This window comes from Enterococcus innesii, assembly GCF_022846515.1.
GTDB classification, from domain to species: domain Bacteria; phylum Bacillota; class Bacilli; order Lactobacillales; family Enterococcaceae; genus Enterococcus_D; species Enterococcus_D innesii.
The window spans coordinates 422729-448207 of sequence record NZ_AP025635.1 but is presented as its reverse complement, the minus strand read 5'-3'; the positions used below and the strand labels follow the sequence as shown (position 1 = coordinate 448207).

The 25479-nt window shown below is 41.9% G+C and carries 22 protein-coding genes; 18 read left to right on the top strand and 4 right to left on the bottom strand.

From position 1 onward, the window contains the following. Window positions 1-67 precede the first annotated feature (67 nt). From hprK to ENLAB_RS02100, 6 genes are all read left to right on the top strand, one after another. The gene (gene hprK / locus ENLAB_RS02125; protein WP_005235388.1) at window positions 68-1003 is read left to right on the top strand and encodes an HPr(Ser) kinase/phosphatase; all 936 of its coding nucleotides are present in this window, start codon (window positions 68-70) and stop codon (window positions 1001-1003) included. A 14-nt stretch (window positions 1004-1017) separates the two neighbouring features. Then, window positions 1018-1848, top strand: coding sequence for a prolipoprotein diacylglyceryl transferase (gene lgt, locus ENLAB_RS02120; protein ID WP_005235390.1), 831 nt, complete (start codon window positions 1018-1020; stop codon window positions 1846-1848). Window positions 1849-1923: 75 nt separating this feature from the next. Further along, window positions 1924-2952 carry an NAD(P)H-dependent glycerol-3-phosphate dehydrogenase gene (locus ENLAB_RS02115; protein WP_081118074.1) on the top strand — a complete coding sequence of 343 codons (1029 nt, stop codon included), beginning with the start codon at window positions 1924-1926 and terminating at the stop codon, window positions 2950-2952. A 17-nt stretch (window positions 2953-2969) separates the two neighbouring features. After that, window positions 2970-3887, top strand: a complete 918-nt coding sequence (gene galU / locus ENLAB_RS02110) for a UTP--glucose-1-phosphate uridylyltransferase GalU (protein ID WP_244352394.1) — start codon at window positions 2970-2972, stop codon at window positions 3885-3887. Between the two features lie 160 nt (window positions 3888-4047). After that, complete coding sequence (locus tag ENLAB_RS02105) at window positions 4048-4473, top strand: DUF948 domain-containing protein (RefSeq protein WP_005235398.1); 426 nt, start codon at window positions 4048-4050, stop codon at window positions 4471-4473. Between the two features lie 14 nt (window positions 4474-4487). Next, on the top strand, window positions 4488-5168 hold the full coding sequence (locus tag ENLAB_RS02100; protein WP_244352393.1) for a YtxH domain-containing protein: 681 nt from the start codon (window positions 4488-4490) through the stop codon (window positions 5166-5168). Between the two features lie 81 nt (window positions 5169-5249). On the opposite strand, the gene ENLAB_RS02095 is transcribed toward ENLAB_RS02100, so the two are convergent. Further along, window positions 5250-6128: an NAD-dependent epimerase/dehydratase family protein gene (locus tag ENLAB_RS02095; protein WP_244352392.1), complete on the bottom strand. Its 879-nt coding sequence runs from the start codon at window positions 6126-6128 to the stop codon at window positions 5250-5252. A gap of 53 nt (window positions 6129-6181) precedes the next feature. Then, a complete protein-coding gene (locus ENLAB_RS02090; RefSeq protein ID WP_244352391.1) occupies window positions 6182-7282 on the bottom strand; it encodes a M24 family metallopeptidase in 1101 nt (366 codons plus the stop codon). A 194-nt stretch (window positions 7283-7476) separates the two neighbouring features. On the opposite strand from ENLAB_RS02090, the gene ccpA reads away from it, so the two are divergent. Continuing rightward, the gene (ccpA, locus tag ENLAB_RS02085; protein WP_008378470.1) at window positions 7477-8475 is read left to right on the top strand and encodes a catabolite control protein A; all 999 of its coding nucleotides are present in this window, start codon (window positions 7477-7479) and stop codon (window positions 8473-8475) included. Between the two features lie 144 nt (window positions 8476-8619). Here the strand turns inward: ccpA and ENLAB_RS02080 are convergent, their stop codons facing one another. Further along, window positions 8620-11058: a transglycosylase domain-containing protein gene (locus ENLAB_RS02080; RefSeq protein WP_077454314.1), complete on the bottom strand. Its 2439-nt coding sequence runs from the start codon at window positions 11056-11058 to the stop codon at window positions 8620-8622. A gap of 262 nt (window positions 11059-11320) precedes the next feature. On the opposite strand from ENLAB_RS02080, the gene tyrS reads away from it, so the two are divergent. From tyrS to ENLAB_RS02060, 4 genes are all read left to right on the top strand, one after another. After that, on the top strand, window positions 11321-12583 hold the full coding sequence (gene tyrS / locus ENLAB_RS02075; RefSeq protein ID WP_077454313.1) for a tyrosine--tRNA ligase: 1263 nt from the start codon (window positions 11321-11323) through the stop codon (window positions 12581-12583). A gap of 69 nt (window positions 12584-12652) precedes the next feature. Further along, a complete protein-coding gene (locus ENLAB_RS02070; protein ID WP_077454312.1) occupies window positions 12653-13564 on the top strand; it encodes an AEC family transporter in 912 nt (303 codons plus the stop codon). An 88-nt stretch (window positions 13565-13652) separates the two neighbouring features. Beyond that, window positions 13653-14546 carry a deoxyribonuclease IV gene (locus ENLAB_RS02065; protein WP_077454311.1) on the top strand — a complete coding sequence of 298 codons (894 nt, stop codon included), beginning with the start codon at window positions 13653-13655 and terminating at the stop codon, window positions 14544-14546. 43 nt (window positions 14547-14589) lie between these two features. Then, entirely contained in the window at window positions 14590-14976 is a 387-nt protein-coding gene (locus tag ENLAB_RS02060) for a cytidine deaminase family protein (RefSeq protein ID WP_077454310.1), read from the top strand. A 140-nt stretch (window positions 14977-15116) separates the two neighbouring features. On the opposite strand, the gene ENLAB_RS02055 is transcribed toward ENLAB_RS02060, so the two are convergent. After that, the gene (locus ENLAB_RS02055) at window positions 15117-15734 is read right to left on the bottom strand and encodes an FMN-dependent NADH-azoreductase (RefSeq protein WP_005225804.1); all 618 of its coding nucleotides are present in this window, start codon (window positions 15732-15734) and stop codon (window positions 15117-15119) included. Window positions 15735-15896: 162 nt separating this feature from the next. Between ENLAB_RS02055 and ENLAB_RS02050 the strand changes: the two genes are divergently transcribed. The 7 genes from ENLAB_RS02050 (at window position 15897) to ENLAB_RS02020 (ending at window position 25372) form a co-directional block, all read left to right on the top strand. Next, window positions 15897-16592, top strand: coding sequence for a response regulator transcription factor (locus tag ENLAB_RS02050; RefSeq protein WP_244352390.1), 696 nt, complete (start codon window positions 15897-15899; stop codon window positions 16590-16592). Then, entirely contained in the window at window positions 16589-17536 is a 948-nt protein-coding gene (locus tag ENLAB_RS02045; RefSeq protein ID WP_077454308.1) for a sensor histidine kinase, read from the top strand. The genes ENLAB_RS02050 and ENLAB_RS02045 overlap by 4 nt, the downstream gene beginning before the upstream one ends. Window positions 17537-17625: 89 nt before the next feature. Further along, window positions 17626-18402: an ABC transporter ATP-binding protein gene (locus tag ENLAB_RS02040; protein WP_077454307.1), complete on the top strand. Its 777-nt coding sequence runs from the start codon at window positions 17626-17628 to the stop codon at window positions 18400-18402. After that, the gene (locus ENLAB_RS02035; RefSeq protein ID WP_244352389.1) at window positions 18374-20464 is read left to right on the top strand and encodes an ABC transporter permease; all 2091 of its coding nucleotides are present in this window, start codon (window positions 18374-18376) and stop codon (window positions 20462-20464) included. The genes ENLAB_RS02040 and ENLAB_RS02035 overlap by 29 nt, the downstream gene beginning before the upstream one ends. Window positions 20465-20767: 303 nt before the next feature. Then, entirely contained in the window at window positions 20768-22318 is a 1551-nt protein-coding gene (locus ENLAB_RS02030; RefSeq protein ID WP_244352378.1) for an Ig-like domain-containing protein, read from the top strand. Window positions 22319-22500: 182 nt separating this feature from the next. Further along, window positions 22501-23553: an LPXTG cell wall anchor domain-containing protein gene (locus tag ENLAB_RS02025; protein ID WP_081118087.1), complete on the top strand. Its 1053-nt coding sequence runs from the start codon at window positions 22501-22503 to the stop codon at window positions 23551-23553. A 295-nt stretch (window positions 23554-23848) separates the two neighbouring features. Then, the gene (locus ENLAB_RS02020; RefSeq protein ID WP_244352376.1) at window positions 23849-25372 is read left to right on the top strand and encodes a helix-turn-helix domain-containing protein; all 1524 of its coding nucleotides are present in this window, start codon (window positions 23849-23851) and stop codon (window positions 25370-25372) included. Window positions 25373-25479: the final 107 nt, after the last annotated feature.

The following is a 25479-nucleotide window of genomic DNA, read 5'->3' as shown; positions in this document are numbered from 1 at the left end:
AAAATAGAACCAGAGTGTCGTTTACAAGAAGCAGCGGCAAGAATCATTGAGAAAAGAGGGAAAACCTATGGCAGAAACCGTCAAAGTCAGCGAGCTGGCGGAGGCTTTAAATTTAGAGATAGTGGAAGGAACTGAAAACAGTTTAGAAAGAGAAATCATTACCGGCGATATTTCCCGACCTGGTTTGGAATTGACGGGTTATTTTAATTACTATTCCCATGATCGTCTGCAATTATTCGGCAGCAAAGAGATCACCTTTGCGGAACGAATGATGCCAGAAGAACGCTTGATGGTGATGCGCAAAATGTGTGCCGATGATACACCTGGATTTATCGTTTCTCGCGGCTTGGAAGTACCAGCGGAAATGATTCAAGCTTGCAAAGAACATGAGATCACGATTCTACGTTCGCCCATCTCAACGTCACGTCTGCAAGGAGAGCTTTCTAGTTTTCTCGATGGGCGTTTAGCAACAAGAACCAGTGTTCATGGGGTATTAGTGGATGTCTATGGCTTAGGCGTTTTGATCCAAGGCGATAGCGGAATTGGGAAAAGCGAAACAGCATTAGAGTTGATCAAACGTGGGCATCGGTTGATTGCTGATGATCGGGTGGATGTGTATAAGCAAGATGAATTGACTTTGGTGGGGGAACCGCCGAAAATCTTGCAACACTTGATCGAGATCCGCGGAATCGGGATCATCGATGTCATGAATCTTTTTGGTGCCAGTGCCGTACGAGGATATATGCAGGTTCAAGTAGCGGTGTATTTAGAAGCTTGGGCGAAAGACAAAAAGTATGATCGACTAGGAACCGATGATACGACGGTTGAAATTGGTGGCGTCGATGTACCACAAATCAAAATCCCGGTAAAAACGGGTCGAAATGTTGCGATTATTATCGAAGTTGCTGCCATGAATTTCCGGGCGAAAACGATGGGCTACGATGCAACGAAGACCTTTGAAAATCGATTGACGCAATTGATCGAAGAAAATTCTGGAAACTAGAGAGGATAAGATAGATGTTAGGTTTAGTAAATCGAGTCGCATTTGAACTATTTGGTTTGCCGATTTATTGGTATGCGATCATTATCGTATCAGGCGTGATCATTGCTATGTGGTTAAGTACGAGAGAAGCGGTTCGTGTCGGGCTCAAGCCAGATGATGTGACTGATTTTATGTTGATTGGATTGCCAGTATCGATCATTGGTGCGCGGCTTTATTATATTCTATTTGACTTGCAATACTACATTGATGACCCAAGTCAAATTTTCAATATTCGCTCTGGTGGGATCGCCATCTACGGCGCTCTGATCGCCGGGGGGATCTGGCTGTACTTTTTCTGCCAACGAAATTTTATTTCTCCCTGGACCTTCTTAGACATCGCCGCACCAAGTGTCTTATTGGCACAAGGAATCGGGCGTTGGGGCAACTTTATGAACCATGAAGCATTTGGCGCAGAAGTTAGCCGCTCCTTCTTAGAAAGTTTGTATATACCGAAATTTATTATCGATAATATGTATATCGATGAAGCGTATCGGCAGCCGACCTTTCTTTATGAATCGGTTTGGAACGTGATTGGATTTATCGTTTTGATCTTCTTGCGTAAGAAAACTGGGTTATTAAAAGAAGGCGAAGTCTTCTTAAGCTACTTGATTTGGTATGGATTCGGACGCTTCTTTATTGAAGGAATGCGCACCGATAGTTTATACTTATTTGGGGATATCCGTGTGTCACAAGCACTTTCCGCATTATTATTCTTTGGAGCGATCGGACTATTGATCTGGCGCCGGAAAAACCAAACCTTAAAAGACTACAACCGTAGCTTTGGCAAAAACCAAACGATTATCTAAACAGTTATTTTATTGAAATTATGGTAAAATGATAAAGTGCATGAATTTGCGAAAAGGATAGAGGAGGTTTCCATAGTGAAACAGAAAATCGCCGTCTTAGGTCCCGGATCATGGGGGACTGCTTTGGCACAAGTCTTGTCCGAAAATGGACATGAAGTGACTATTTGGGGGAACAATCCCGCCCAAATCGATGAAATCAATACGTATCATACCAATCGGCATTATTTGCCTGATTTGAAATTACCTGAAAATATCTTAGGCTGCAAAAATCTAGAAGAGGCGATCCAAGGAGCAGATGCTGTCTTGTTTGTGGTACCAACCAAAGCGATTCGTGCCGTGGCACAAGAGTTCGCTGAAAAGACAACCGGCAAACCAGTTATCATCCATGCCTCAAAAGGATTAGAACAAGGCAGCCATAAACGAATCTCAGAAGTACTTGCTGAAGAGATCCCAGCTGATAAACGCCAAGAAATCGTTGTCCTGTCAGGACCATCACATGCTGAAGAAGTCGCTGTCCATGATATCACCACGATCACGGCAGCTTCAGAAAATGAAACGGCTGCTAAATATGTACAAGAGCTGTTTATGAATGATTACTTTAGAATCTATACCAATAACGATGTGATCGGTGTCGAAACTGGCGCCGCTTTGAAAAACATCATCGCTATTGGTGCCGGTGCGATTGCTGGACTGGGCTTTGGGGATGATGCGAAGGCTGCGATCATGACCCGGGGGTTAGCAGAAATCAGTCGTCTTGGTGTGGCAATGGGTGCCAATCCTTTAACCTTTATCGGATTGAGTGGGGTTGGCGATTTGATCGTTACGTGTACCAGTGTCCATTCGCGGAATTGGCGTGCCGGAAACCTATTAGGAAAAGGCCATAGCTTAGATGAAGTGTTAGACAATATGGGCATGATCGTTGAAGGAGTTTCAACCACTAAAGCTGCCCGCGAATTAGCAGAAGCTTTGTCGGTGGAAATGCCAATCACAGAAACGATTTATTCGGTCTTGTATGAAGGCAAAGACATCAAGCAAGCAGCGAAAGATATTATGCTGCGAGACGGCAAAGAAGAAAACGAATTTACGGTAGATCAATCATTATGATTAAAGGAGCGAGTCACATGAATGTCAAAAAAGCAGTTATCCCAGCAGCCGGTCTAGGTACCCGATTTTTACCAGCTACAAAGGCAATGGCAAAGGAAATGTTGCCGATCGTTGACAAACCAACGATCCAGTTTATCGTGGAAGAAGCTTTACAATCAGGAATCGAAGATATTTTGATCGTAACAGGGAAAGCAAAGCGTCCGATCGAAGACCATTTCGATGCCAATTTAGAATTAGAGATGAATCTAAAAGAAAAAGGCAAGACAGAGCTTTTAAAATTAGTGGAAGAAACAACGGACGTAAATCTTCATTTCATTCGTCAGTCCCATCCGAAAGGACTAGGTCATGCGGTTTTACAAGCCCGTGCGTTTGTTGGCAACGAACCATTTGTAGTCATGCTAGGTGATGACTTGATGGAAGATGAAGTACCATTGACCAAACAGCTGATCGATAATTATGAAAAAACGCATGCCTCAACGATCGCTGTTATGGATGTTCCTCATGAAGATACATCAAAATACGGAATCATTGATCCTGGTATGGAAGTTGAAAAAGGCTTGTTCAATGTCAAAAACTTTGTTGAAAAACCAGCGCCAGAAAATGCGCCAAGTGATTTAGCGATTATTGGCCGCTACTTGCTGACCCCTGAAATTTTTGATATTTTAGCCAATCAAGAACCAGGTGCTGGCGGCGAGATCCAATTGACGGATGCCATCGACACATTAAACAAAACCCAACGCGTCTTTGCCCATCAATTTACCGGCAAACGTTACGATGTAGGAGACAAATTCGGTTTCTTAAAAACAAGTATTGAATATGGTTTAGTGCACCCTGAAGTCAAAGACAACCTGAAAGAGTATTTGATCGAGTTAGGAAAAGAACTAGCTCCGGCTCAAAAAGAAGTCAAAGAAGCACCGAACGCGTCAAAAAAATAACACAAACTCCTAAACAAGGCAATTTCTGATGAAATTGCTTTGTTTTTTTATTATTTCCTGTTGAAAGCGGATAATTTTCTTAAAAATGCAGTCTTTTATTTGTAGAAAGTGCAGTGAAATGCTATTCTTAATATAAGTAAATGGGGAAAGGAGCCATTCTATGTCAGGAGGAGAACTAGCTGCATTAATTGCTGCGATCGCATTTGTCGTACTGGTTATTTTCGTCGTTCGTTTGTTGATGCAAGTCAGCAAGACAATGACCAAAGTCGACAAAACGGTTGAAGAGGCAAACACAACCATCCGTGTCATTACCAAAGATGTTGATATTCTTTCAAAAGAGGTTGAAGGTCTATTGGTAAAAACGAATGAGCTTTTACAAGATGTGAACGGAAAAGTCGCAACCATCGATCCTTTGTTCACAGCAGTTGCAGATCTAAGTACCAGTGTTTCAGAATTAAATGTTTCTGGAAAAAATTTAATTACGCGTGTGGGTAGTCTTGGCCGGACGACTGCCAAAGCAACGGTAGCTGGAAAAGTCGGTCAAACAGCCATGAAATTTTTCAAAGACAAAAATAACCAAAAATAAAAGGAGGACTTTCAATGAGTAAAAAAGGCGGATTTTTATTAGGAGCAATCATCGGAGGAACAGCGGCAGCAGCAGCAGCACTTTTGTTGGCGCCAGAATCTGGTAAAACATTAAGAAATAAATTAGCAAAACAAGCAGACGATTTATTAGATAAAGCATCTGATTATGGTGATTTAGCCAAAGAAAGAAGTACGGATCTTGTTGATATCGCTAAAGATAAAGCAGCAAAATTAAGCGAGCAAGCATCTGATTTTACCGATTCTTTAACAGCGAAAGTTGATGACTTAAAAGAAACAGCAGCTGGTTCTTCAGAAGAAACTATTGAAGAATTAAAGAAACAAGCAGGGGATCTATCAGAACGCTTCAAAAAATCGGCGAGCGATGTAAAAGAAACAGCCAAAGATGCCAAAGAAGATGCAGATGATACAGTCCAAGATATCATCATTGATGCAAAATCTTCTGCAGCAGATATGAAACAAACTGTCAATGAAGGGGCAGAAGAAGCGAAACCTGTTGTCGAAGAAGCCAAAAAAGATGGTCAAGCAGCCACAGCTGATTTGAAAAAAGAAGCTGGAAAAGCAGCAGATGATGCCAAAAAAACAGCGAAAGCAGAAACAAAAGCAGCCAAAGCTGACTTGGAAGATGCGAAAGAAGAATTAAAAGACACATTAGAAAAAAACAACCCAGAAGCATAAGTAAGGATAAAACTTGATTGCTTTAAAAGATAAAAACGTTCGCCAGTTAAATCGGCGAACGTTTTTTTGTGATTTCAGTAGTTATTCGTTTGATGCTTGGGCGATTTCCCAATCGCAAAGTTGATAGAGCCAATCCTGCAGTTGACTGAATGAAAAACCAATTTCCTCAGCGAGCGCCACATTGATCGAATAAGCAGGTGTACCATTGTAAGGGCCTTGATCGCCTGTTTCTGAAAAGAGCGGGGAAAGACCGGTTTTTTTCGATACGTATTGCAGCACTTCTTCTAAAGAGATCGTACCTTTTGACGCACCATTGATGGGTCCGGTGAATGAGCTAGTACCTAGAAACGCTAAAAATTTACCAGCTTCTCGGGCATCCACGAAGCCCATTTGATGCGTTAGATTATCGACAGCCATTGGCTTTTGCTTTATCAGATGGTCAATGTAAAAGGTAAAACGTTTTGTGTAATCATCTGCACCAATCACATAAGGAAAGCGGACAAAAACGGACGGGATCTGACTGTATTTTTGGGTCAGAATTTCTTCCACGGTTCGCTTGCCTTCAGCATAATTGACTTCCTCAGAACGGACAATTTTGACCGCTTCTTTGGCAGGGTCAAAATCCGTTTCTTTCAAATCCAAGTGTAATTCATGGTAGGCAGACATTGAGCTAGTAACGATGTAGCGTTTCGGTGTGACATGACGCAGTAGGATCTCAATGTCGTTGGAAGTATAAGCAATATTATCGTAAATCACATCATAGGTTTCTTGTGTCAACGTCGTTTTGATACTTTGCTCATCTGTGCGATCAAAGATAAGTCTGTTGACTTGATCACCAAAATTATCTGTCGTCTTTCCTCTGGTAGCAATCGTGACATCACAGCCTTGATCTACTAAAGATTGGACCAAATATTTACCGAAAAAACGCGTGCCGCCTAAAACCAACACTTTTTTACTCATAAGAACACTCCTTTTCATGTAATTTCAACATGTTGCGCCGTTTCATTAGAAAATCAAGATAAAACCAGCAATTCTTTTGCTGTTTTGGTAAAAGGTACACAGCCATCTGCAGTGACATACACACAGTCTTCAATACGGACACCGACCTGATCTGGTAAATAAATGCCAGGTTCGATAGAGAAGCACATGCCTTCTTCGATCACTAAATCATTGCCAGTGATCAAAGAGGGGAATTCATGAACCGTGGTCCCGATGCCGTGACCTAGACGATGGTTAAAGTAATCGCCGTAGCCATAGCCAGTAATCACATCACGAGCGATCTTGTCTAATTCTCCAGCAGTGATCCCAGGTTTAACCGCTGCTTGCGCCGCTAATTCTGCTTCAAGAACGATGTCATAAATTTTTCTTTGTAATGCAGTCGGTTCTTTATAGGCGACCGTTCTGGTTGCATCACTGCAATATCCCTTCCAAACGACCCCTAGGTCAAACAAGACGAGTTCATTAGCAGTCACTTTACGGTCACCAGGTACGCCATGAGGACTTGCTGCATTGGCACCAGCTAATACGGTCGTATCGAAGGACATATGGGAGACCCCACGCTTTTTCAGCTCGTACTCAATTTCTGCCACGATTGCCATTTCGCTGACGCCTTCTTTGATGGCAGCAAACCCTATCTCAAAAGCAACATCTGCCCAGTTACCGGCTTCTAGCAAGGTGTCGATCTCAGCCGCCGTTTTGGTTAACTGCATTTTTTGAATGATCGGGGTCACATCTAATGAAAAATCGGTCTGTGGCAAAAAGCGTTTCAATGCTTCATAACGCTCGACGGAAAGATCATTCTTTTCTAACGCCAAGGAAGAGACTTGGTAACGAGAGGTCAATTCCTGACAGATTTTCGCCCAAGGGTCTTCACTATCGAGATAGCCGATAATGTCAAAGGGCCAACCGCTATTTTTTGCTTCTTCTACTTCCAGAGCTGGTGTAAAAAGAAAGGGATCTTTTCCAGGAGCGACAAACAGAGCAAGGACCCGCTCATGAGGCTCACTTTTAAAACCGGAAAAATAAGCGATGGTTGCTGGATTAGAAATATAAGCAACATCGGCGCCATTGGTTTTCAACCAGCCATTTAACTCATTGATTTTTTTCTCATTCATTTGAAAAAACCTTCTTTCAAGTATTCTTTTTCTATTTTATCATGCTTTGGAAGAGAATAGGGGCGGGGAAAGTAGGAAATTGCTAAGTTTTCATGAAAACAAAATTAAAACGGTTGCAAATCCGGAAAAAATTTGCTATTCTAACAAAGAAATGTAAATAAGATTTTCTGAAAATAGAATAAGGGAGATATATCATGGAAAAACAAACAATTACGATTTATGATGTTGCACGGGAAGCGAATGTATCGATGGCAACTGTTTCACGGGTAGTCAACGGAAATCCAAATGTAAAACCAGCAACTCGTAAGAAAGTGCTGGAAGTGATCGACCGCTTGGATTATCGGCCAAACGCAGTTGCTCGAGGGTTAGCAAGTAAAAAGACCACAACTGTAGGTGTCATCATTCCTGATGTCAGCAATATGTTCTTTTCATCACTTGCTCGTGGGATCGATGATGTAGCGACCATGTATAAATACAATATCATCTTAGCCAACTCTGATGGCGATACAATGAAAGAAGTCAACGTATTGAACAACTTGTTAGCGAAACAAGTGGACGGCGTTATCTTCATGGGTCATCGCATCACGGATGAAATTCGCGGGGAATTCTCTCGCTCAAAAACACCAGTCGTTTTAGCTGGTTCGATCGATCCTGATGAACAAGTAGGAAGTGTCAATATCGATTACACAGCAGCTGCCAAAGATGCTGTTTCATTATTGGCGAAAAACAATCAAAAAATCGCTTTTGTTAGCGGTGCTTTGATCGATCCAATCAATGGCCAAAACCGCTTGAAAGGCTACAAAGAAGCCTTGAAAGAAAACAACCTTGACTATTCTGAAGGGTTGATCTTTGAATCACCATACAGCTTTAAAGAAGGCTTAGCATTAGTTGATCGCATCATCAACAGTGGTGCAACAGCAGCTTATGTTACAGATGATGAGTTAGCCATCGGTGTCTTAGATGGTTTGTTAGATAAAGGTGTTAAAGTTCCTGAAGATTTCGAGATCATCACCAGCAACAATTCATTATTGGCTGAAGCCGCTCGTCCACGCTTATCAAGTGTTACCCAACCATTGTATGATATGGGTGCCGTTGCGATGCGTCTATTGACAAAAATGATGAACAAAGAAGATGTAGAACAAAAAACGATCGTCTTGCCTTACGGTATTTCAGAAAAAAGCTCTACGAAATAAGCAGCGATTCACGGAACCTTTACAAGTGGAACAACACTACGTTGTTCCGCTTTTTACTTTTACGATCGTTCGTGTGGGTAGAAAATCTACGGATTTTTTACCCACACGTTTTTTGCATAAAAAAACTGATCAGCACAAGGCTGATCAGTCATCATTATTCGTTGTATTTGCTTGGTCATTGTCTTGTTCATCGTCATCATCATCATTTGCTGTAGGCGTGGCATTGTTTGAAGTATTATTAGACGATGTATTTGAAGAGCGATTGGTTGAACGGCTAGACGATGCTTTTTTCCAATAGTCAGCGTAATTAGCGTCCGAACCGCCGATCCCAAACTTAAAGTCGACCGTATCCGGTCCGCCAGTGGCCCAATATGAGTTGACGGTATCGCTTGGATTCGTGTAGGTTCGATTATCGACCCGCACGGTGCCTCCTGGTTGGGTCCCTGTAAATTTGGAAACTTTGACTTTTTTCACATCATTAGAAAGCTCAAACTTCTGATCCACACCAAAAACTTCTTGATTTGTTTGATAGATCCGATTGATTAAGTAAGCCATGTAATTGGCTGTCCGAGTTCCTGCAGCACTATCAGTAGCTTTGTTGTCATCCCGTCCTGACCAGCTGCTAATAGTGATCGATGGGGTGGAAACGACTAGCCAAGAGTCTGACCAGTTATTGGTGGAACCAGTTTTACCGACCCAATCGGCATTCCCGAGATTCCAATCTAATCCACTGATAACCGATTTAAAGGTACTGGTTTTTTGCTCATCGATGACACTACGCATCATGTCGGTCATGATAGAAGCCGTCGCTTCAGAAAAGACCTGTACTGGTTTGGCTTCATGCTGATAAAGCACTTCGCCTTCATTATCTTTGATGGATTCGATGATGTAGCCTTGCTGATAGACACCATTATTGGCAAATGTTTGGAAGCCATTCGTTTGATTCAACACTGTGACATCCGTAACTCCTAATGGCGCTGATTCATATGCCCAGCTATTATCTTCCGGATAGCCCATTTTGCTTAAATAATTTGTGTAGGCGTAAAAATGATCGCCTTCTTTTTCCCAAAGATCTTGGAAAATATTTGTCGCTGCGATATTGCTGGAAACTTCTAGTGATTCGCGAATCGACATGAAGGTATTGGTTCCGCGGTTTGTGGCATTGACGATTGACTCACCAGCGTTTTCTCCCGTCCGCCATTTTGCGGCATAGTCAGAAACCATCGATTCTGAGCCCATCAAACCACTTTCGATGGCCGGACCATAGACCAGCATTGGTTTGATACTTGATCCTGCTTGACGTTTGGCATCAAAGGCATGATTGAATTGATTTTCAGCATAGTTACGACCACCAATAAAGCCTAAGACTTTCCCAGTGGCATTATCCATCATGACATTGCCGACTTCGATGGTGGCGTCGCCCCAATTGTCTAACATAGAGCCGTATTTATCAACGGCATCTTGCATCGCATTATAAATGTCTTTATCGATCGTTGATGTGACGGTATAGCCACCATTAACGAGTTTTTGTTGCGCCAATTCGAAGTATTTTTGATAGGTTTCGTCTTTGGCATATTCTTCATCACTGACATCATCTTCATCTGCCAGTTGTTTGGCAATAATATCTTTTGCTTCATTTAAAACAGTATAATAGAGGAAGCTTTGATCCGTTTGTTCGATAGCTTCTTGCTTTTTGAAGTCTTGTTTTAAGTCATAGTTAAGTGCTTCTTCGTATTCTTCTTTCGTAATATCGTGGTTGCGATACATACTGAAGAGGACAAAGTCTTTCCGTTCTAAGCCCGCAGTCAGGTTCTCCTTGATCTCCCCCGTATTTGTATAAGGGCTGTAGACGATCGGACTTTGTGGCAGTCCTGCAATGAAGGCTGCTTGTGGTAAAGTTAGGTCAGCTGCATTAACGCCGAAAATTCCTTGCGCCGCTTCTTGCACACCTGCGATGTTTTGCCCTTTATTATTCCGACCAAAAGGAGAGATGTTTAGATACATAGTGACGATCTCGTCTTTATCAAAAAACTTCTCTACTTCCATGGCTAATAAGATCTCGTTGGCTTTGCGTTTGAAGGTCGTTTCACTGGAAAGGATTTGTTGCTTTACCAGCTGTTGGGTCAAAGTGGAACCCCCGCTGCCGCCAAAACCTGTCGCTTCAGATAATAATGCTCGCACGACCGCTTTTGGTACGACGCCATTGTGAATATTAAAATATTCGTCTTCGGTTGCGATGATTGCTTTTTTCAAGTAGTCCGAAATTTGATCAGAATTAACCGACGTTCGCATCAGATCTGAGCGAATCGTTGCGATTTTACTGCCATCTGAGTACGCGAGTTGAGAAGTCTCTGTGATGTCGGTCAGTTCTTTCTGCAACTCTTCTTTAGAAGGAGCTGCGGTATCTTCCACAAGAAAAGCAAAGTAGCCGGCACCGATCCCTAAGGCTAAAGAGCCGCCAAGCACCAGCAAAGAAATAGCGACTAAGAATAAGGCATGTAAAACCCTTAGACTGATATTGAAATAGAACCAGCCTCTATTTTTGTTTTCTGTATTCTTTTGTTTTTTCGTTTTCTGGGACAAAAAGAGTCACCTCAATAAATTAGAATAGATTCCGTGTAATTATAGCAAAAAACAAGACGCTTGGGTAGCACCCTATCCGTTATCTCAAGAAGAGGATCAGGAAATTCCTTTTCACGGTTGGATCTGATCAGTGAAAACAAAGGAAAACGAAAGGATTTGCCTAAAAATTTCTTTTTTGGTAAAGGACTTTGAGAGAAAGACTTTTCATTGCCCTCTTTTTCAGTTAAGATGAACAATGAAGCAATTATTAGGAGGAGAAAGAATGAGTACAGACTTTTTTGAAGAACTAAAGCAACGCGGATTAGTTCATCAGACCACAGACGAAGCAGCCTTGACCAAACAATTAAATGAAGAGTCTGTGAAACTATATATCGGCTTTGATCCTACCGCAGATAGCCTGCATATTGGTCATTTATTGCCTATTTTGATGTTGCGCCGTTTCCAACAAAACGGACATGTGCCGATCGCATTAGTTGGTGGCGGTACAGGAATGATCGGTGACCCATCCTTTAAAGATCAAGAACGTCAATTAAACACATTAGATACCGTTTTGGAATGGTCACAAAGTATCAAGAGCCAATTATCTCGCTTTATTGATTTTGATGACCAAGAAAATCCTGCCATCATTGCCAATAACTATGAATGGTTAGGGGAATTGAAACTGATCGATTTCTTACGGGACACTGGGAAAAACTTTACCATCAACTACATGATGAGCAAAGAAAGTGTCAAACGTCGGATCGAAACAGGAATTTCCTACACCGAATTTGCATACCAGCTTTTACAAGCCTATGACTTTTTGAACCTTTACGACAACCACGGTTGCTTGTTGCAATTAGGCGGTAGCGATCAATGGGGGAATATCACCTCTGGAATCGAATTATTGCGTCGTGAACGGGAAGTCCAAGGGTTTGGGTTGACTATGCCATTGATCACAAAAGCAGACGGAACCAAATTTGGGAAAACAGAAGGCAATGCCGTTTGGCTGGATGCCAAGAAAACGACACCTTACGAGTTCTACCAATTCTGGATCAATACCGATGATCGTGATGCAGTTAAATTCTTGAAATATTTCACCTTCTTATCATTAGAAGAGATCGCTGCAATCGAAGCAGAATTTAACGCTGCACCAGAATCTCGAGCAGCGCAAAAAGCTTTGGCAAAAGAAGTCACTACATTGGTTCATGGGGCAGAGGCTTATGAACAAGCTGTACGCATCTCAGCAAGTTTATTCAGTGGCAACATCAAAGAGTTGAACGCTGAAGAGATCGAACAAGGCTTTAAAGGGGTTCCTAGCCACCAGGTAACAACTGATGATTCTTTGAACATCGTTGAAGTATTGACAACTGCTAAAATCGAACCATCAAAACGTCAAGCAAGAGAAGACGTACAAAATGGGGCGATCTACATCAATGGGGAACGCGTCCAAGACCTAACGTACGAGATCCAAGCAAGTGATCGGATCGGTGGGAAATACGTCGTGATTCGTCGTGGCAAGAAAAAATATTTCTTACTAACATTTTAATCGCAAAAAGCGAACCGCCCTGTTGGTTCGCTTTTTTCAAATTTTTGTAGAGGAAGGGTTTTTGTTGGAATGGGAAACATAGTGTTGAATGCCGCCGGCTTATTTGCCATGATTTTCTTAGGATATTTTCTTAAGCAACTGAAAGTCCTTTCGAAAGCCGATGGCTCGATCTTATCCAAAATTATTTTGAATGTAACGTTACCGGCAGCAATCATATTGAATTTAGCTACAATGCAAGTAAAAGTCAGTGCCCTTAGTTTGATTGTGATCGCGTTGATCATTACGATCGTCCAAATCCTCTTCGCATTTTTCTTGACCAAAAACGAATCAAGTACCTTGCAGCAGTTTGCGATGTACTGCGGGTCAGGTTTTAATATCGGCAATTTTGCGATTCCTTTTGCCCAAAGCTTTTATCCTTTAGGGATTCCGCTGATTTCGCTGTTTGATATGGGGAACAGTATCATGTTGGCAGGGGGAACGACGATTTTTATCGAATTCTTGATTGGAAAGCGGACGACGTTTGAACCAGGGAAAATCTTTTTGAATCTCCTACGCTCGCCAACATTTACCATTTATCTAGTGATGCTGATTATCCGCAGTGCGGATTGGAGGATCCCTGAGGCGGCATTGGCGCTTGTCCAACCAATCGGGATCGCAAATACGTTTTTGTCCATGTTTATGATTGGCTTATTTTTGGATTTCCGCTTACCGAAGCACACTACGCCAACGGTAATCAAAATTTTAAGCTTGCGCTACGGACTGGCCTTCGTGCTGTTTGCGGCTTTCTATGTTTTACCAATCCCAGTTTTATTAAAGCCAGTTCTTTGTTTGTTAGTGTTTGCTCCGATTCCCTTGTTCGGTGTCATTAATTCCGTGATTGCTGGGATGGAGGAAGAAGCAGTAGGGTTCGTTTCTTCCATTAGCTTTTTGATAAGTATGCCGCTAATGACGGGTGTCCTGATGTTATTTGGACTCGCTTGATAAAAAAATACGGCAATGAGCAAAATAATCGCTTTACAAGGCGCTTTTATCGATAATAGAGAAGACTAGATTTAGGAGGAAAAGAAAAATGTTGATTGGTTCACACGTTTCAATGAGCGGCAAAAAAATGCTTTTAGGAGCAGCAGAAGAGGCGGCTAGCTATCAAGCTACTACGTTTATGATTTATACCGGAGCTCCGCAAAACACGCGGCGCAAACCGATCGAAGAGATGCAGATCGCAGCCGGACAAGATTTTATGACGGAAAAAGGAATTTCGAATATCGTCGTCCATGCTCCTTACATTATTAATTTAGGCAATACCATTAAGCCGGAAAACTTTGGCTTTGCCGTTTCGTTTTTACAAGAGGAAATCCAAAGAGCGCAAGCTTTAGGTGCGACTCAAATCACGTTGCATCCCGGTGCCCATGTCGGTGCAGGACCCGAAGCTGGGATCAAACAGATCATTAAAGGCTTGAACGAGGTCCTTGAAAAAAATCAAACTGCCCAGATCGCATTAGAAACAATGGCAGGTAAAGGCACCGAGATTGGTCGCAGCTTTGAAGAACTGGCAGCAATTATCGATGGCGTTACTTTAAATGAAAAATTATCCGTTACACTAGATACTTGTCACACGAATGATGCCGGCTATAATGTCAAAGAAGACTTTGACGGCGTCTTAAACGAGTTTGACAAAATTATCGGTTTGGATCGATTGAAAGTCATCCATGTCAACGATTCTAAAAATCCGCAAGGCAGTCATAAAGACCGACATGCCAATATTGGTTTTGGGACGATCGGTTTTGAAGCGTTGAATAAGATCGTTCATCATGAGCAATTAACAGCGTTGCCGAAAATATTGGAAACACCGTATGTCGGAGAAGACAAAAAGAACAAAAAAGCCCCTTATGGTTATGAAATTGCGATGCTGCGGGAAAAGAACTTTGATCCTGAGCTCTTGACGAAAATCATGGCCGGTGCTTAAACGGTTCATTTAATAGGAACTATCTTGTTGTGGGAGGAAGAAAATGGACTTTCAGTTGCTGATCAATGCCGCGAAACAAAAACTGGGATTCAGACAGCTCTCTCAATTTGCAGAAGCAGGGAGTGTCGCAGCAGCACTAGCTACTGCAGATGGACAGATCTATACGGGGATCTGTATCGATACCAGCTGTTCCATGGGCTTTTGCGCCGAACAGGCTGCGGCTGCGCAAATGATCACGGATGGGCAGCAGCGGGTGTTACAGATGGTTGCAATCAATTCAGCAGGTGAGCCGATCCCACCTTGTGGCCGTTGCCGTGAATTCATCAGCCAGCTAGATCCTGCCAATCAGAACACGCAAGTGATGATTGCAGCAGGAAAAATCATGACGATAGCAGAGCTGTTGCCTTGTGATTGGAAAGCATCAAAATAAAAAGAGACTTAGCCCCTTAGACCGCTGTGTTTGAAGGGGCATCTTTGTATTATCAATCCAATAAACGATCAACGTTTTTGGATAAAAAAACTCCTCAATCAGCAATAGCGCTTTGTTGAGGAGTTGATCGATAGCAATGATTAGAATTTTTTCGCAGCTGCTGCTACGCGTTCTAAACCTTCAGCAATGATTTCTGCTGTTTTAGAAGGATCTGCATTGTGGCCTTCGATGATTACTTCTTCTGTGATGTTCATGCCGAACATACCACCGAAAACTTTTTCCATAAAGGTTACAGCGTTTTCCATTGCGCTCATTTCGCCTGAGTAAACACCACCACGGGCATTCAATAGAACGATTTCTTTGTCTTTCAACAATTGGTTCATTGAACCATCTTCGTTATAAGAGAAAGTAAAGCCAGCTTGGAAGATATAGTCGATGAATGTGTGCAAGGCAGCAGGAATCGTTAAGTTCCACATTGGGAAAGCGAAAACGATGGTATCCGCTGCTGCGAATTTGTTCATCACGTCTTGACGGACAGTCATCAATTCTTGTTCTTCTTGGTTTAATTCTTGTTCTTGTGAAAGTTTGCCAAATGCTTCAAATAACGTTTGACCGATATAAGGCATTGGTTGTGCGTACACATCAAAGGTTACAACGTCCACATTGTTGGTATCAAGATTTTCAACGAAGGTATCAAACATTTTTGCAGATACTCCATCAGGACGGTTATTGGCTTTAACAACTAAAATATTTTTCATTTTTTTCCACCTTTACTTTAAGTAAGTTTTAATCACAAAATGTAGTATACTATAAAATAATTTTGCTTACAATAAATAAGTACACTTTTTTTAAAAAAGCTGGAATTTTGCAGTTTTTTTCACACAGATTTGGTAAACTTTAGATAAAACAGGAGGATTTCTATGAAAATATTCGTGGTCGAAGATGACAAATCGTTAGTAAAAATGATGGAAAATCAATTATCCCGCTATACGTATCAAACCTTTGTTCCAGAAAATTTCGCTGCGGTTTTAGATGAATTCTTGATGATCCAACCTGATTTGGTTTTGTTGGATGTCAATCTACCTTATTATGATGGGTTTTATTGGTGCCAAAAAATCAGGGAACGTTCGTTGGTTCCAATTCTCTTCATCTCCGCCCGTGACGGCAATATGGATCAAGTGATGGCTCTAGAATATGGTGCTGATGATTATCTAGTCAAACCTTTTTCTTATGACTTGCTGCTGGCAAAAGTAAAAAGCCACATTCGCAGAGTCTACGGGGATTATGCACAGTCTGATCGGGCGAGAAGTTTGAAAGCCGGCGAATTGATCTACTATCCCGAAGCATTGAAGATGGTCTATCGTGAAGCCAGTGAATGGCTGACTGTTCGAGAAGGAGAACTATTGACTCTTTTAATGTCAGCACACCCAGAGATGGTCAAACGAGAACGGATCTTAAATCTATTATGGGATGATGAGCGTTTCGTTGATGACAATACGCTTTCTGTCAATGTTGGCCGTTTGCGAAAAAAATTGGCGGCAATGGGCATCGATGATCAAATCCAAACGATTCGCGGCAAGGGTTACGCCTTATCGGTAGTAGGTACCGAACAATGAGAGAATACGTCAAGCTTCATATAGCGAGAATTTTGATCACCGTTCTCGCTATTTCACTGTTCGTCTTAGTGATTTGGCTCGATGGGTATCGAAATTATTTAGTCATTGGGTATGGTCTGTTACTATTTTGCTTGTTGCTTTTGTTTGTCTCTTTGGCGGAGTATCTATCCAATGCCGCTTTTTATCACTATCTCAAGAGTGGAAAAGCTGTTCGTGGCAGCAATGGCTCTCTTTCCAAGAAATGGCGTAAGCAGTTCGATGCAAGAGAACAGCAAATGCAAGAGAAACTCACCGAACTGAATCAGCATCATCAAAACCACATCCGTTTTATGAATATATGGGTTCACCAAATGAAAACACCTGTCTCGGTCTTGGCGCTAATGGCTGAAAGTGAGGAAGTCGACAGCTACGATCTTTTGGCTGAGACAGATCGCTTGAAGAGCGGCTTGGCGACCGCCTTGAACTTTGTGCGTTTGGAAGATTTCACGGAGGACTTTGTTATTGAGTCCGTCTCCCTGCTGGAAGTGGTCAAGCACGGGATTGGTGAACAGAAGCGGAATTTTATTCGCAGCGAAGTCTATCCGAAACTGTTGAGTGATGCAGATATCACGGTCACAACAGACAAAAAATGGCTAGGGATCTTGCTGTTTCAACTCATCAGCAACGCCATTAAGTACTCAAAGCCAGAGAGCAAAGTATGTTTTGAAATTGATCCGTTTTCTAGAAGTTTGACGATCTCCGATGAAGGATGTGGGATTGCGGAAGCGGATCTGCCAAGGGTTTTTCGCCCCTTTTATACAGGTCAGAATGGTCGGCAAACAGGCGAGGCAACTGGAATCGGACTTTACTTAGTCGAAACGATCAGCAAGCAATTGGATATCGATATCGCTTTGGTCTCTAAGGAGAATCTAGGCACGACGGTTACATTAACGTTTCGCACGTAAAGGCTTTCTTACAATTTTGTAAGCTTTCTATCACGAAATCGATAACTGATTGCGCTGCCACCTGCTAAACTGGTAGCAAAGGAGTGAAGATGATGGCTTTACTAGAATTGAAAAATATAACAAAAACCTATGCGGGAGAAGTTTCTGTTGAGGTGTTGCAACAAATCGATCTCAAAGTGCCAGAAGGAGAATTTATCAGCATAATGGGTCCTTCTGGCAGTGGAAAGACTACTATGTTGAATTTGGTAGCAACATTGGATAAACCGACTGCAGGTTCAGTGATCATCAAAGGAGAGCAGCCGCTGGAATTATCTAAGCAAAAACTCGCAGAGTTTCGTCGTCGGCAACTGGGCTTTGTTTTTCAAAACTACAATTTACTTTCACCATTGAGTGTGCTTGAGAATGTTATTTTACCACTGACATTGGATCGGGTGCCGGTTCCTGAGATGAAAGAACGTTCGGAACAGCTATTACGTGAACTTGGGATCTATGAGAAAAAAGACAAACGCATCTATCAGCTTTCCGGTGGGGAGCAGCAGCGGGTTGCGATCGCTAGAGCTTTGATCCATCAGCCGGAATTGCTTTTAGCAGATGAACCGACGGGTAATCTTGATTCCAAGGCAGCACGAGATGTCATGGAAATACTAAGTCAGATGAACAAGCAGCGCAAGGTGACCACCATGATGGTCACCCATGATCCTTATTCCGCCAGCTTTTCTGATCGGGTCGTTTTTATCAAAGATGGAAAGCTGTATAACGAAGTCTATCGCGGGGCTGATCAACAGCAATTTTATCAAAAAATTCTTGAAGTCCTAGCACATTTAGGAGGTCGCCGTCATGAATTTCAGACAGTTGATCATTCGTAATCTGCGGGGGAATTTTCGAACCTATGCGGCCTACTTCGTCAGTAGCGCCTTTGCGGCGATGGTGTTTTATATCTTTAGTCTTTTGCTCTTTCATCCGCAATTGGAAGAAAATTTGTCCAATAGCGGTACACTTTCAGAATTGGCGAAGGTCGGTCTATCCGTCGCACTTGTGGTGATCGCTTTACTGTCGCTGTTGTTTTTATGGTATACATTTGTGGTCTTTTTAAAACGACGCAAACGTGATCTGGCAATCTACTTGATTTTGGGGATCGAAGAAAAAGATCTGCGAAAGATTTTGTTTGTCGAAAATGCCCTTTTAGGAACCTGTGCCACAGTGACCGGTATTGGGTTAGGGATTTTATTGACGAAATTATTGCTGCTGATTGCGCAAAATGTCATGTATCTAACAGAAGGACTGAAATTTATGGTTCCTATGGAAGGTTTAGGATTGACCTTTGGGATCTATGTCTTTATTTTTCTCTTGATCTCCTTTTTCAGTACCCGCGCCTTGCAAGGAGAACAGATCATCTCATTGATCAAGGAAAATGAAAAGCCACGTCCTGAGCCAAAAAGTCATTGGGCATTGGCATTTTCAGGAATTATATTATTGGTGGCGGGCTATGGATCGGTCTTTTATTTTAGCTACCAAACGTACTCGATGCTGCCACTTATGCTAGGAGTCTTGTTGACTGTTGCGGGCACGATTTTGTCATTCCATCAGTTCAGCGTATTTCTATTGAAACGATTAAAGAAACGCCCGACCTTCTTACGAGGGACTCGGATGCTGACTATCAGCGAATGGATTTTTCGCATGCGAGACAATGCGGCGATGTATAGTCTGATTGCTATTAGTACCTCCGTGGCATTCGTTGGGATTTCCGTAATGCTGGCGATTGGCAGTTCTTCTTTTTCTTCGATCCAAGGAATTAGTGTAGCCTATGTATTTCCGTGGTCTGGGCCAGAAGACCTCGATCATTCTGAGAGGAAAATGAATGAAATTAAAACTGCCATAGAAGAAAAAGGGTATGCACCTGTATCAGATAGTGTTTCCTTACTATGGGCCTATGCGAATCTTGATGAATCTGCAGTTATGAATGATTCATTTTATACGACGAATGGCTTTTCAATTATGCGAGAAAGCGACTATCAGAAAATGATGAAACAAATCGGTGAGGAAGCTGATTCCGTTGCAGATAATCAAATAATGACACTTAGTGCTAATTATTCACGTCGAAAACAGCTCCTAGAAGTCCCTGAGAACGAACGCACAAGTATCTACCCACTTGAATTGGGTTCAGAAACCGGTATAAAAAAGGATATTACGATTGTCCACAGCCCTTCAATGCTTTCTCTGGATTTCTTTGGACTGTCAGTTGTGACAGATAAGACCTTTGAGGAGTGGCAAGCCCTCTTACAAAACTCTAACGATGATATGGAATCTGGTTTTATTTGGTTAGACTATCCAGAATGGGCTGAAACACCTGAATTGGTATCTGATTTCAATGGGAATTTAGATAAAGAAAATGCCTTGATCGATCAGCAATACGAAGAGCTCAGTCAGGAGTTTGAAGCCAAAGGAGACTATACGGATGAAGAGTGGTCAGAAGCGGCAAAAGACATTCCGATGCGTACGTCTTATACCTCGAAATACCAAGTTTTCCAAGAAAATCGTCAGGGAAATGGCATCATTTTAATGATCACGGTATTACTGGGTTCGGTTTTCTTTATTTTCTCCGCTTCAATTATCTATTTCCGTTTATTTGCAGATTTAGATAAAGATGGGGCGTACCATCGTTCCTTGCATATCTTAGGTGTGTCGCCGAAGGAGCGGCACAACGTTCTGAGACGCCAGCTGCAAGTGATGTACTTCTTGCCAACAGTCGTGGCAATGATCCATTTTGCGGTAGCGATGACCGCTTTGCGTATCTTAGTAGAATTGCCTGTTTGGCAATACTACGGTGTGATCGCTAGTCTCTTTTTGATTTTTCAAATCGTTTTTTACTTGATTTGTCAATATCGATACTTCCAGCAAATTGATAGGATCGCCGATCCTACAGAGTAGTTTAATTTTTAAGTCAAATCCCTTTCAGTCAACACGGATTGGGATTTGGCTTTTTATTTGCTGCAATGTTATTTTCCTTTGGCAATGAAGCGTTTTAATTGTGTAAATCACTAATATGCAGATAAAATTAGTTAACACTTATTCTATCAAGCAGTCGCCGATTCGCTGCTAGAATGTGGCAACTGGAAGTCTATTTTCTCAACGTGAAACGAAAAGACAATTGTTAAGTACAATATTCATGTCGAGCACAGTGACTGCTGTGATCGGTAGGTTTAGCTAAGCGCTCACTTAAGGAGGAAACCAATGATCAAACGACTAGGAAAAGCATTTGCTGTCTTGCTACTGTTACTTCCTGTTTTTGCCGGTATGCGGATTGTTTATGGAGAAACCGATGTGGGAGCCAAGCTGATCACAAATGTGTCGATCGTCAATAGCCACAATGAAGTCATTACAAGTATCGAAAAAGATGACTCGTTTAAAATAGATATGAGGTGGAGTTTAGAAAATTTGGGTGACGTAAAAGCCGGTGACAAAGCAACAGTCACCTTGCCAGTTGAGATTGAAGGCGTCAATAATACGTATGCTTTATACGATGAAAATAACAACTTAGTGGTCAATGTTACCCAAGTTGGCAATCAGCTGACCTTTGTTTTCACGGAATTTGTCGAAAAAAATACCAATGTACATGGGGACTTTTATTTTTGGACAAAGTTCAGCGATGAAGTGACAGAGAACCAAATCAACAACATTAACTTCGAAACAGTAAATGGAACGCAATCGGTGCCTATTTTTATTCAAGCAGTGGATGATACAGGGGAGGGTGCCTTACTCACCAAACAAGGACTGTATTTAGGTACGCAAGAACCCAAACGGATTATTGATTGGCGTGTGTACATCAACTCGTTTGATACAAACCAAGTGACGATCAAAGATGGAACGTTTATTGATATTTTAGGTCCCCATCAGACACTCGTCAGTACGACTGCTCGAGTTGTTTACGGACCCAGCGTTTCCAACCCAACATATGTTGATGAAGTACCGATCGTTTTAAACAGTGATGGCTCCTTTGAAATTCCTTTGCGGGATACAGAGGAACGGATCTACATTACCTACAAAACAGAAACGGATGGTTCATTGGAACAATATACCAATCGGGGCATCCTTGATGCCGTGGTCAATGATGTGCCAAGAACAAGCAGTATTACTGGCTATACACCACGCTATGGTGGCGGTGGTGGTGGAACCGGTGAACCAGGAGAATCCAGCAGCACGGAACCAAGTAGCGAAAGCAGCACCAGTAGTACAACCGAACCAAGTAGTGGAAGTAGTACAAGTAGTAGCACGGAACCAAGTAGCGAAAGCAGTACAAGTAGTAGTACGGAACCAAGTAGTGAAAGTAGTACAAGTAGTAGCACGGAACCAAGTAGCGAAAGCAGCACCAGCAATAGCACGGAACCAAGCAGCGAAAGCAGCACAAGTAGTATCACGGAACCAAGTAGTGAAAGCAGCACCAGTAGTACAACCGAACCAAGTAGCGAAAGCAGTACAAGTAATAGCACGGAAACAAGTAGCGAAAGCAGTACAAGTAGTAGCACGGAACCAAGTAGTGGAAACAGTATGATTAGTAGTTCAGAATCAAATAACGGGAGTAGTTCTAGTAATAATGGGGCGATGACACATCAAAGTTCAACCCCTGGGAACATGCAGGTATCCCAATCAAATAATTTGCATAATCAATCAGAAAAACAGCAGTTTCCTCAAACGAATGAAGCGTCTAATCATTTATGGATTGCAATAGGAATGGTTTTAGCAGGATGCGCGTTGAAGTTAAGTTGGTGTAAATTTATCAGGTAGATAGAAACTGAAATTTTGGAGGCAGTATTATTACTAGGAAGAAAAATTAATAAAGACTTATTTAAAGGGAAGATGCCATTTTATGGCCACTTTCCTTTTTTTTTCGGCGCATGTTTTCTCTGAGAATTTATTATAATTTCCTTATCAAGTTATCTTGAAATATTCATTTAGGAAGTGAGGAAATGAGAAAACTGATTGGAATCGTGTTAATTTTGCTGTTAGCGGGATTATTGCTACTGGTGTTTGGTTTCGATCATACTTCAGCAAAAGAACGAGCCGGAGGGAATTTATCGTTTTCTGTTCAAACCAACCGAGTGATCTATGACGAAACCTTGAAAATGATCACGGTTCCGGTGCGTCCGAACAAAACACTAACTTCACAAAAGGTTCGTGTCCTACTAACTTATGGTTGGGATGGGAACGGTCACAGCGAAAAAGTGATCGGCGAAACAGTTTTAACGAATGTCGATTGGTTTTCAGGTGTTGAAAACTACTTAAGAATTCAAGCTGAGATGGTTATTGATGAGATAAAAAGTATGGATAAAGTTGATTTAGTTGTCATATATGATGGTGAAACAACGATAACTGAGAACTTGAAGCCCAGTCAATGGCAGGTAATAACACCCCCGAGCTCTAGCGAAACCACGAACTCTGAGATAAGCGCAAGCTCTAAGGTGACTGAAGAAACGGGCTCTTCCTTTAGTAGTATCGAACCGAAATTTAGCGACTCTCAATCCATGGATCCAAGGACTTCTACTACGGAAAACACAAGTCAGGATTCTCAAAGTATAGAAAGTAGTCACAATTCAAGTGAGTCAGAAAGTTTGAACACTCAACCAGTCAGTGAGAGCGAATCAAGTCAGATAACTAGGAGTCGAGAAACCACCGCAACAACAGGAACAACGACCGTTAGTGAAGCTGCATCTGAGGAGCTTTCAGATTCAGAAACGAAACCAAACAAATTAGCGCCGAACCAAAGTCAGTCAAGCAAGCTAAGTGTTTCCTCCAATGATCCCGCAGGCAAACAACTCGCTAAAGCATCGTCTTCAATGAAAAAGGAACAGGAACAACGTACGAAGACAAGCAGTGCTAAGGAGGTCAATGGAGCCGTACTACCGAAAACCGGCAGCAAAAATACGAGTATTTACTATATCCTCTTTGGTCTAGGCGTGGTTATCCTTGCTGTCTTCCTTTACTGGCTGAATCGAAAGTTATTTTCTGATGAGAGGCAGTAAAGAAAAAAGCCAAGGAAAATGAGAGGCTTGATAACCCACGATTGGAATTTTCTTCCCCAGAAAGCACAATCACGTTTTGTTTTACTGTTTAACAAAATGTCTGACGATCGTTTTGAGGCGTCAGACTTTTTTTATGAAAATACACAGATAACGAAAGGAAAATTTGTTAAAAGTGATTTGACAGAAAAGAGCGCACGGTGGTACGATCACCAAACATTGACATCTTACAATTTTGTAAGATGACAAATTTAAGGTAAAAACAGCGTTTGCTGATTATACAAGCGAGGGAAATTTCATGTTACAGGCACTTTTGGATACGACAGAAAAACAAATTTATGCGTTTCTAAGTTATTGTTACGAAACGAACAAGAAAGACTATACAATGAAAGAGCTCTCAAGTGTTTTCGATAGGAAAACCAACAAAATGCAGTCGATCGTTCAGCAAGTAGAGGTGTTTCGTGCACGCTATCCTCAGTTTACTTTGACCTATGATCGGCTGGAGAAAGAAGTGTCCATTGCTTTTTCTCCACGATTCCTATTGAGTCAAGCCTATAGTGTATTGTTGCGGGGAACCGTTGGATTTATCTTGCTGGATGCACTCTTTCAGGGGGACTATCATTCCCTTGAACAACTCAGTCAAAAAACCTTCAGCAGTCCCCGCACGATTCAACGAAAATTGCAGGAGTTAAATCATGTTTTGGCGAACTATCATTTGTCGTATAGTTTAAAAAAAGGTGATCCTTTGGCAGGTGCTGAATATGCGATCCGCTATTTTTATCATCTTACCTATTGGCAAATTTTTGATGAGAAGGACTCACGAGTCTTGGCATCGCTCAAGGAGAAAGAGCAGGCTGTAGCGTTGTTTGAAAACCATGCTTCTTATATGAGAAAAATCGATATCGAGAAATTTCTTCATCTATTCGCTATCTCCGTGCAAAGAATCTACCAAAAGCATCCGCTTTTATTTTTACCAAAAGAAGTACTTACGTTTGAGCACCCATTAATTGAAAAAAATCAGTTTGATCAGGTCTTTTTGAAACCATTGTTTAACAGGAATCATCTGCCTTTTTCTGATATTTCGGAGGATGAACGCAGTTTCTTGTATTATATGTTTGGCGTAATTAACACCTATCTTGAGGAGGATCTCGATGCTGCTAACATCTCGTGGCTGACTCAACCACAGTACCAGCAAGAAGCGCAGCTCGTTGAAAAACTAGCCGTGTATTTTCGGTTGACGTTTACAGAAGCCGAAAAAAACTATTTACTGGTTAATCTGGTAATGATCCATTCCGCCTCTGGCTGTTTTGGTACGCGACAAAAAAGCGATAGTTTTGGCAAAACAACCGACGAGCAAGAGCTGCAAGCAGCTTTTCCGGTGCTTTATCCAACCATGAAACGTTTTTTTTTGGAAGCGACTGTTTCTTTACCAGAGTTGCGTAGATTACTGCAAATGAATGATCGCTTGATTTTCCAATACTGTATGTTACTGAGAGTTATTTTTATAAAATATGAACAGCCGGTCACGTTCTCGATCCATTCGAAATACGGAAAAACGCAAGAGCTTTGGATCAAGAACCGCTTGATGAACGCCACGCATCGAGCGATGGCCCATTATTCGCTGTCTCAAAAGCCAGATTTGGTGATCAGCGATTATCCGATCCATCAGGAATTTTCTGAGGAAGAACAGCCGTACCTCTTTTATTGGAATGGTCACCCAAGCGCAAAGGAGTGGAAACAGCTCAAGCAAGTGATCAAACAGATCAGAAGTGCCAAGAATAAGGCGGCGTTCGCCCAGCTGGCATTCACCCGAACGGAGTGATCCCGCTATAAGATCGAGCAAATAGAACTTATAATTTTGCCAAGTTTTTGACCAGTAGCAATAGGTCAAACCTGAAAAGTGACAGTGATAGACGAAGAGGACAAGAA

Coding starts and splice junctions, on each gene's coding strand:
- hprK (WP_005235388.1), top strand. CDS start 68: ATGGCAGAAACCGTCAAAGTCAGCGAGCTGGCGGAGGCTTTAAATTTA.
- lgt (WP_005235390.1), top strand. CDS start 1,018: ATGTTAGGTTTAGTAAATCGAGTCGCATTTGAACTATTTGGTTTGCCG.
- galU (WP_244352394.1), top strand. CDS start 2,970: ATGAATGTCAAAAAAGCAGTTATCCCAGCAGCCGGTCTAGGTACCCGA.
- ENLAB_RS02105 (WP_005235398.1), top strand. CDS start 4,048: ATGTCAGGAGGAGAACTAGCTGCATTAATTGCTGCGATCGCATTTGTC.
- ENLAB_RS02100 (WP_244352393.1), top strand. CDS start 4,488: ATGAGTAAAAAAGGCGGATTTTTATTAGGAGCAATCATCGGAGGAACA.
- ENLAB_RS02095 (WP_244352392.1), bottom strand. CDS start 6,128: ATGAGTAAAAAAGTGTTGGTTTTAGGCGGCACGCGTTTTTTCGGTAAA.
- ENLAB_RS02090 (WP_244352391.1), bottom strand. CDS start 7,282: ATGAATGAGAAAAAAATCAATGAGTTAAATGGCTGGTTGAAAACCAAT.
- ccpA (WP_008378470.1), top strand. CDS start 7,477: ATGGAAAAACAAACAATTACGATTTATGATGTTGCACGGGAAGCGAAT.
- tyrS (WP_077454313.1), top strand. CDS start 11,321: ATGAGTACAGACTTTTTTGAAGAACTAAAGCAACGCGGATTAGTTCAT.
- ENLAB_RS02070 (WP_077454312.1), top strand. CDS start 12,653: ATGGGAAACATAGTGTTGAATGCCGCCGGCTTATTTGCCATGATTTTC.
- ENLAB_RS02065 (WP_077454311.1), top strand. CDS start 13,653: ATGTTGATTGGTTCACACGTTTCAATGAGCGGCAAAAAAATGCTTTTA.
- ENLAB_RS02060 (WP_077454310.1), top strand. CDS start 14,590: ATGGACTTTCAGTTGCTGATCAATGCCGCGAAACAAAAACTGGGATTC.
- ENLAB_RS02055 (WP_005225804.1), bottom strand. CDS start 15,734: ATGAAAAATATTTTAGTTGTTAAAGCCAATAACCGTCCTGATGGAGTA.
- ENLAB_RS02050 (WP_244352390.1), top strand. CDS start 15,897: ATGAAAATATTCGTGGTCGAAGATGACAAATCGTTAGTAAAAATGATG.
- ENLAB_RS02045 (WP_077454308.1), top strand. CDS start 16,589: ATGAGAGAATACGTCAAGCTTCATATAGCGAGAATTTTGATCACCGTT.
- ENLAB_RS02040 (WP_077454307.1), top strand. CDS start 17,626: ATGATGGCTTTACTAGAATTGAAAAATATAACAAAAACCTATGCGGGA.
- ENLAB_RS02035 (WP_244352389.1), top strand. CDS start 18,374: ATGAATTTCAGACAGTTGATCATTCGTAATCTGCGGGGGAATTTTCGA.
- ENLAB_RS02030 (WP_244352378.1), top strand. CDS start 20,768: ATGATCAAACGACTAGGAAAAGCATTTGCTGTCTTGCTACTGTTACTT.
- ENLAB_RS02025 (WP_081118087.1), top strand. CDS start 22,501: ATGAGAAAACTGATTGGAATCGTGTTAATTTTGCTGTTAGCGGGATTA.
- ENLAB_RS02020 (WP_244352376.1), top strand. CDS start 23,849: ATGTTACAGGCACTTTTGGATACGACAGAAAAACAAATTTATGCGTTT.